Origin of the sequence: Vibrio sp. Y20_XG_PY13, from assembly GCF_024181925.1 — a bacterium.
Classification (GTDB): domain Bacteria; phylum Pseudomonadota; class Gammaproteobacteria; order Enterobacterales; family Vibrionaceae; genus Vibrio; species Vibrio parahaemolyticus.
In genome coordinates this window covers 22,594-28,593 of the sequence record NZ_JAMZAL010000019.1, presented here as the reverse complement: position 1 = coordinate 28,593, position 6,000 = coordinate 22,594, and the positions used below count along the sequence as shown (strand labels likewise).

Genomic DNA, 6,000 nt, shown 5'->3' with positions numbered 1-6,000 from the left:
TGGCTTGCTAACCTCGACTTCGTTTCTTTCGAAGCGTTGCCGTGTCAGCGAGGTGGCATTATAGAGATTGCGATCACATTGGCAAGCCCTTTTTCACGTTTTTTTTGATTTTTTTATCGTTTGGGTGTTTTTTATTCTAAAAGGCGAGTTTTCACTACTATTCTACCTCCATGTCCCCTGTAATCGCCCCTAATAAGGAGAAAAGATGAGCTCAATTAGAAGCTACAAAGGTATAAAGCCTCAACTTGGTGAGCGTGTTTACGTTGACTCAACCTCAGTGTTAGTCGGAGATATCCGTATTGGGGACGATTCTAGCATTTGGCCATTAGTAGCGGCACGAGGCGATGTGAACCACATTCACATTGGTGATCGAACGAATATTCAAGATGCCAGTGTTTTGCATGTCACCCATAAGAACTCTGAAAACCCAAACGGCTATCCACTTATTATCGGCAATGACGTTACGATTGGCCACAAAGTGATGCTGCACGGTTGTGAGATACACGATCGTGTATTGGTTGGTATGGGGGCGATTGTTTTAGATGCTGTCGTTATTGAATCAGAGGTGATGATTGGAGCGGGCAGTTTAGTACCGCCAGGAAAGAGATTAGAAAGCGGTTATCTTTATGTCGGTAGTCCAGTGAAACAAGCTCGCCCTCTATCAGAAACAGAACGAGCTTTTTTACAAAAGTCAGCCAATAACTATGTTCAAAACAAAAACGACTACTTACATGAAGTAGAAGACTTGAACTAAAGGTCTGTTAGCCGATGATAATATGGCCTTCTTCGTTGAAGGCTTCATCTTCTATTAACTCTTCTGCTATTTCTTCCAGATCAAATCGGTAGTCAATAAAAGCGGCGATCACGGCCTGCTCCGTATCTAACTCTGAGCCAGATAACTTTTCTAACTTTTGTTTCGTCACAAAGCATTCTATTAGCGCACCAGATTGTTGCGCCGCAAAGTTTACTGATTGTGATACTTCATCCCATGATTGCATGTCTGGGAATAAGATGGATTGATTCATCGCTTATTGACCTTCAAGGTTCTTTCTTAATTCACGCAAAATCTGTTTGGCTCCAGGACGAAGACCGCGCCATAACATAAAACTCTCAGCAGCTTGGCCAACTAACATACCTAAACCATCATAAGCATGTGCCGCACCGTGTTGCTTAGCCCATTGGTTAAATGTGGTATCACCTTTGCCATACATCATGTCGTAGCTTGTACTATTGGCGGCGAACACCGAGGAAGAGATCGCAGGTAACTCACCACTCAATGATGCAGACGTAGAGTTGATTATGACATCGAACTCTTCAGCAATGGTATTCATCTCTTTTGCTGTAACAGGGCCATACGCAGAAAACAATTCTGCCAATTCTTCGGCTTTGGAAAATGTACGATTAGTTATCGTTAGAGATGTTGGTTTTTGATCGAGCAATGGTTTAATCACTCCTCGAGCGGCACCACCAGCTCCTATGATCAGGATGCGTGCGCCTTCTAAAACGACTTGATGTTGCAACAAGTCCTGCACTAAGCCTGCACCATCAGTGTTATCACCAATGATTTCACCATCATCAAGCTTCTTAAGTGTATTCACTGCTCCAGCAAGCTGAGCACGCTCGGTCAAACGGCTGGCAAATTGATAGGCATCTTCTTTAAAAGGCAAGGTCACGTTACAGCCTTTGCCGCCGTCAGCAAAAAATGCTTTCGCTGCTTCGATAAATCCACCCACAGGCGCACACTCTGCGGTGTATGTAAGCGACTGATTCGTTTGACGAGCAAAGAGTGTATGGATAAATGGCGACTTGCTGTGCCCGATAGGGTTACCAAACACGGCGTAACGATCGATTTGCGGGGTCATGTCCTTACCTTTATTCCTTACTTAGATATAGAGAAAACAGGGCCATCTGATTACAGATGACCCTATCACTATCTATCTATATAGAAAAGGAGATTCCGTGCTTACCATTCGCGTGGTTTCAGGTATCGCTCGTAAAGTTCAGCTTCAGGCGTTCCTGCTTCTGGTTCGTAGCGGTACTCCCAGCGAGCTAACGGCGGCATCGACATCAGAATCGACTCGGTACGCCCACCACTTTGTAAACCGAATAAAGTGCCACGGTCGTACACTAAGTTGAACTCAACATAACGACCACGACGGTAAAGTTGGAATTCACGTTCACGCTCGCCATATTCGATGTCTTTACGACGAGACACGATCGGCAAGTAAGCTTGGCAATAGCCTTCACCCACCGCTTTGATGTAATCGAAACACTTATCAAACTCCCAGTGATTCAAATCATCAAAGAACAAACCACCAACACCACGAGTTTCGTTTCGATGTGGCAAGAAGAAGTACTTATCACACCACGCTTTGTGCTCGGCATATACTTCTTCACCAAATGGGGCACAGATTGCCTTAGCTGTATCGTGCCATGACTGACAATCTTCTTCGAAAGGATAGAAAGGAGTCAGGTCGAAACCACCACCAAACCACCAAATTGGTTCTTCGCCCTCTTTCTCGGCGATAAAGAAACGCACATTCGCATGAGAAGTTGGGACGTAAGGGTTTTTGGGATGGATAACCAAAGAGACCCCCATCGCTTCAAAGCGGCGACCAGCTAGCTCTGGACGATGAGCCGTCGCAGATGCTGGCATTTCTTCCCCTTCCACATGCGAGAAGTTCACCCCACCTTGCTCGAAAACAAGGCCATCACGCAGAACACGTGAGCGCCCACCGCCACCAAGACGTTCGCCCGGTTCACGATGCCATGCATCTTCGACAAAGACGGCCTTTCCATCTTCTTGTTCTAACTGCTGACAAATGGAGTCCTGAAGTGACATCAGGAACTGCTTTACGGCGTACTTATCGATTGCTGACATACGTTATTACCTATTACGTGATACCTATTGATGGCTGGCAAGCAGGGTTAGCCCTGTCTTAATATTTGTGAAGTTTTGGCGTCACGAATCTCGCTGGGTTTATCACGACCGCTGGTTTCACCACGAAGAATGGCCACCAACTTGCCACCCAATTGCTGCTCTACCTCTTCCGTGGTCATACACGGTGGCAAGCCGGAAAGATTCGCGCTGGTAGAGGTTAACGGCTTTCCGAATGCATTACACATCTTTTGAACCAAAGGATGATCAGTCACACGAACTGCAATTGAATCAAACTGTCCTGAAACCCAGTTGGAGACTTTATCGCTCGCTGGCATGATCCAAGTGTATGGGCCAGGCCAAGTTGCATGAACGGTCGCTAATTGTTCTGGAGTCAGTTGAGATTCATCAATATACGGCAAGAGCTGCTCATAACTTGCGGCGATCAGAATCAGCCCTTTTTCCACCGGACGCTGCTTGAGATCCAGCAGTTTTTGAATTGCTTCTGGGTTATCTGGATCGCATCCGACACCAAAAACCCCTTCTGTTGGGTAGGCAATCACTTCGCCTTGTTGTAGTGCGTTGAGCACTTGTTCAAAGTTATCCACCGATTACTTCCTGATTGTCTGACTGTATTATTTTCACTAAGTGTACAAATATTCATTCTCAGACACTAAAGCAATTTTTTTATAAAATGTATCAATAGCGTCAACAACAAGACGCAAACGTTTGCTTGAGATAAAAATCCCCGTATAATGCGCACAAATTTATCAGCTCACCTAATTTTGCAGCTTGAAGGAGTTTGAGATGAAAGTCGGTATCATCATGGGTTCTAAATCCGATTGGCCAACCATGAAACTAGCAGCAGACATGCTGGATCAATTTGGCGTGTCTTACGAAACAAAGGTGGTGTCAGCTCACCGTACTCCTCAACTATTAGCCGATTATGCTAGCAGCGCGAAAGAACGCGGCATCAAAGTGATCATCGCAGGTGCCGGTGGTGCAGCTCACCTACCGGGAATGGCGGCAGCCTTCACCAGTTTGCCTGTACTTGGCGTTCCGGTTCAATCTCGCGCTCTAAAAGGCATGGACTCTTTGCTATCTATTGTACAAATGCCAAAAGGCATTGCAGTCGGCACGTTAGCGATTGGCGAAGCGGGCGCTGCAAACGCGGGCATCTTAGCGGCACAAATCCTAGGCACTCATGACGAGAGCATCATGACTAAGGTAGAAGCGTTCCGCAATGAACAGACGGAAACCGTACTGGCTAACTCAAATCCAGCTGAGGATTAATCAGATGCATGTACTGGTTCTCGGATCAGGTCAGTTGGCTCGCATGATGTCTCTGGCTGGTGCACCACTGAACATCCAAATCTCGGCTTACGATGTCGGCAGCGGTAACGTTGTCCATCCTCTTACCCAACAGGTGCTTGGTCATGGTTTGGAAAATGCCATTGAACAAGTGGATGCGATCACCGCAGAATTCGAACATATTCCTCACGATGTACTCGACATCTGTGAATTAAGTGGCAAGTTCCTCCCTAGTACCGAAGCCATCAAAGCAGGCGGTGACCGCCGTGTTGAAAAAGCGCTACTCGATAATGCTGGTGTGCGTAATGCAAAGTACTACGTGATTGAGACACGTGAAGATTTTGAACGCGCAATTGAACATGTTGGCATGCCTATGGTGCTGAAAAGTGCATTGGGTGGTTACGATGGTAAAGGCCAGTGGCGCTTGAAAGAAGCGGCTCAGATAGAGACGATCTGGACAGAAATGGCGGAGTGCATTGCAGCAACACCTACACAAGCGATTGTGGCTGAAGAGTTTGTACCATTTAACCGTGAAGTATCGTTAGTCGGTGCCCGCGGCAAAGACGGCAGTGTTGAAGTTTACCCTCTAGCAGAAAACGTTCATACCAATGGCGTATTGAGCTTATCCACCGCAATTGATGCACCAGAGCTGCAAGCCCAAGCCAAGCAGATGTTCACGGCCGTCGCAGATAGCCTAGATTACGTTGGCGTATTAGCGCTCGAATTCTTTGATGTCGAGGGCACACTGTTAGTCAATGAGATTGCCCCACGCGTGCACAACTCCGGTCACTGGACACAGCAAGGTGCGGAAACTTGTCAGTTTGAAAACCATCTGCGCGCCGTGTGCGGCTTGCCGTTAGGCAGCACCAAACTGATTCGCGAAACCTCAATGGTGAATATTCTTGGTGAAGATACGTTACCAGAAGCATTGCTCGCCATGGATGGTTGTCACATCCATTGGTACGGCAAAGAGAAACGTGAAGGACGCAAAATGGGTCACATCAACGTATGCGGTGACTACCCAGGAGAATTGCACCGTAGATTGTGCGCTCTCGCGGATGTCTTAGATCCAATGGCATTCCCAGCCGTGCACGAGTTTGCGAAACAAGCATAACGCTAAAATCTAGCCCCAAAAACCACAAAGGGTCGCACGATGCGACCCTTTTTAATTCCTTTGATGTATTTACCCTTGTTGGGTGTGCTGGCACTTACGGTTGGCACATTGCAATTTCACACCACTGGCGAGTTTCTTCTCCACCAACAAAGTAAAACCACATTCTTCGCATCTCCCTTTAACCGGAGGGAGATTAACTGCAAATTTGCATTTAGGGTAGTTATCACATGCGTAGAAAGTTTTACCAAAGCGCGTTTTACGCTCAACTAAATGACCTTTACCACATTCAGGACACGCGTGTTGCTCTTGCGGCTGCTTTTCTGGCTCAGGTTGATTAATCGACTCAATATGATGGCACGCCGGATAGTTACTGCAACCAACAAACATGCCATAACGCCCTTGGCGTAATACCAACTCGTTACCACAATCTGGACAAGGAACGCCAAGCTCTTTGACGATGTGTCCATCATTGTTGTACAGGGCTTTGATGTAATCACAGCTTGGGTAGTGGCTACAGCCAAGAAAGGGGCCGTGTTTGCCATGTTTGAGGGTCAACTCGCTGCCACATTTAGGACACGGCTCGTGTTCCAATGCGTGTTCATGGGCAGAGAAAAGGGTGTTGTCGATTTTACTACTCATACTTACCGTTTCGTGAAAAACACACCAAAAGACAAGCTCGCGTTCTTGCTAGCTAAAC

Annotated in this window: 8 protein-coding genes; 3 read left to right on the top strand and 5 right to left on the bottom strand. The window is 46.8% G+C overall.

The window, feature by feature from the left end; genetic code table 11:
• Positions 1 to 205: 205 nt before the first annotated feature.
• Positions 206 to 754 carry a gamma carbonic anhydrase family protein gene (locus tag NL646_RS22400; protein ID WP_253664700.1) on the top strand — a complete coding sequence of 183 codons (549 nt, stop codon included), beginning with the start codon at positions 206 to 208 and terminating at the stop codon, positions 752 to 754.
• Positions 755 to 761: 7 nt separating this feature from the next.
• Here the strand turns inward: NL646_RS22400 and NL646_RS22395 are convergent, their stop codons facing one another.
• The 4 genes from NL646_RS22395 to NL646_RS22380 all read right to left on the bottom strand — a co-directional run bounded on the left by NL646_RS22395 (position 762) and on the right by NL646_RS22380 (position 3,486).
• Positions 762 to 1,025, bottom strand: coding sequence for a DUF1488 domain-containing protein (locus NL646_RS22395; RefSeq protein WP_005497408.1), 264 nt, complete (start codon positions 1,023 to 1,025; stop codon positions 762 to 764).
• A 3-nt stretch (positions 1,026 to 1,028) separates the two neighbouring features.
• Positions 1,029 to 1,862, bottom strand: a complete 834-nt coding sequence (gene aroE, locus NL646_RS22390) for a shikimate dehydrogenase (protein ID WP_015297507.1) — start codon at positions 1,860 to 1,862, stop codon at positions 1,029 to 1,031.
• A 101-nt stretch (positions 1,863 to 1,963) separates the two neighbouring features.
• Positions 1,964 to 2,881 carry an oxygen-dependent coproporphyrinogen oxidase gene (gene hemF / locus NL646_RS22385; protein WP_029798704.1) on the bottom strand — a complete coding sequence of 306 codons (918 nt, stop codon included), beginning with the start codon at positions 2,879 to 2,881 and terminating at the stop codon, positions 1,964 to 1,966.
• Between the two features lie 47 nt (positions 2,882 to 2,928).
• Complete coding sequence (locus tag NL646_RS22380) at positions 2,929 to 3,486, bottom strand: L-threonylcarbamoyladenylate synthase (RefSeq protein WP_025540320.1); 558 nt, start codon at positions 3,484 to 3,486, stop codon at positions 2,929 to 2,931.
• Between the two features lie 199 nt (positions 3,487 to 3,685).
• On the opposite strand from NL646_RS22380, the gene purE reads away from it, so the two are divergent.
• Positions 3,686 to 4,171: a 5-(carboxyamino)imidazole ribonucleotide mutase gene (gene purE / locus NL646_RS22375; protein WP_253664699.1), complete on the top strand. Its 486-nt coding sequence runs from the start codon at positions 3,686 to 3,688 to the stop codon at positions 4,169 to 4,171.
• A gap of 4 nt (positions 4,172 to 4,175) precedes the next feature.
• Complete coding sequence (locus NL646_RS22370; protein ID WP_193287664.1) at positions 4,176 to 5,303, top strand: 5-(carboxyamino)imidazole ribonucleotide synthase; 1,128 nt, start codon at positions 4,176 to 4,178, stop codon at positions 5,301 to 5,303.
• Between the two features lie 69 nt (positions 5,304 to 5,372).
• Here the strand turns inward: NL646_RS22370 and NL646_RS22365 are convergent, their stop codons facing one another.
• The gene (locus NL646_RS22365) at positions 5,373 to 5,942 is read right to left on the bottom strand and encodes a type I DNA topoisomerase (RefSeq protein ID WP_025555709.1); all 570 of its coding nucleotides are present in this window, start codon (positions 5,940 to 5,942) and stop codon (positions 5,373 to 5,375) included.
• Between the last annotated feature and the right edge of the window lie 58 nt (positions 5,943 to 6,000).